General features: G+C 46.3%; 1 protein-coding gene. It reads right to left on the reverse strand.

Annotation, left to right across the window (positions count from 1 at the left end; translation table 11 throughout):
• The coding region (locus ACS8FC_RS15955; RefSeq protein ID WP_439297491.1) for a Lon-like protease helical domain-containing protein at positions 1-869 on the reverse strand (869 nt) is incomplete at both ends.

An 869-nucleotide genomic window follows, 5' to 3' on the forward strand; every position in this document is an offset into this window, starting at 1 on the left:
AAGTCTTCAAAGACAACAGGCGCGCCACTGTCTGGTGCGTGACTGACAATGACATTGACCGCGTAACGGCTGGGTGTTGTGGTCAATACAGCTGTCACAAATTCTTCATCATCGCCGTTAACGATACGCTCTACATGAGTAACCATATCGGCGAATACCGCTTTGAGATAATCAACCACAAGCGGGTGCGTGGCAAATTGCTCATAAACAGGCGCAAACAAAGGCTGTAGTGCACGGCGCGCGATACTGCGATGCAGTGATTCTATCGCATCGTTGGCTTCGTCTTCTAACTGCTCTAACGCAATGGTTAGTTGACTGAGGCGCTTTTGCATATGGTTTTTCTGTACAAAGTTATTTAACTCAGCTTCGTACTCACTATTCCCATACTCAGAATTTTGAGCGTTGTTTTGCTCTTCATCATGGTTAGTCTTATCATTGTTCAGTATGTTGGGGTTTTCGTTATCATTTCTTGGTGATAAATTTTCACTGTTACTAGATGATTCTGGAGCCTTTACAGGGTCGCTGCTACTGTCTGTCGTCAGCTGACTGGGATGGACAAAAACTGCCTTATTATCAAATGAGCGAAACGTTAAGGCAAGGTCATACTGCTTACCTTCAGCGTTTAGCGCGTCGTAAGCATGACTCTCTTTTTGATGCGTGTTGTTTTTAATCGCCTCGATCTTACTTTGGTATTGGTCACTACGAAAGCGTTGGCTTAGTCGCTTTTTGGCCTGTTGCCACAAGTTATTGACCTGCTGTTGTAGCAAAGCGGCTTGACCAGCTGGTAGACGCAGGGCCAGCGGTGTGCGTGGATCAGTGAAATTATGCACATAAACCCAATCATCAGGCGTTGGTGCGTCGGCGGCGAT

This window comes from Psychrobacter sp. 1Y4 (assembly GCF_051847555.1).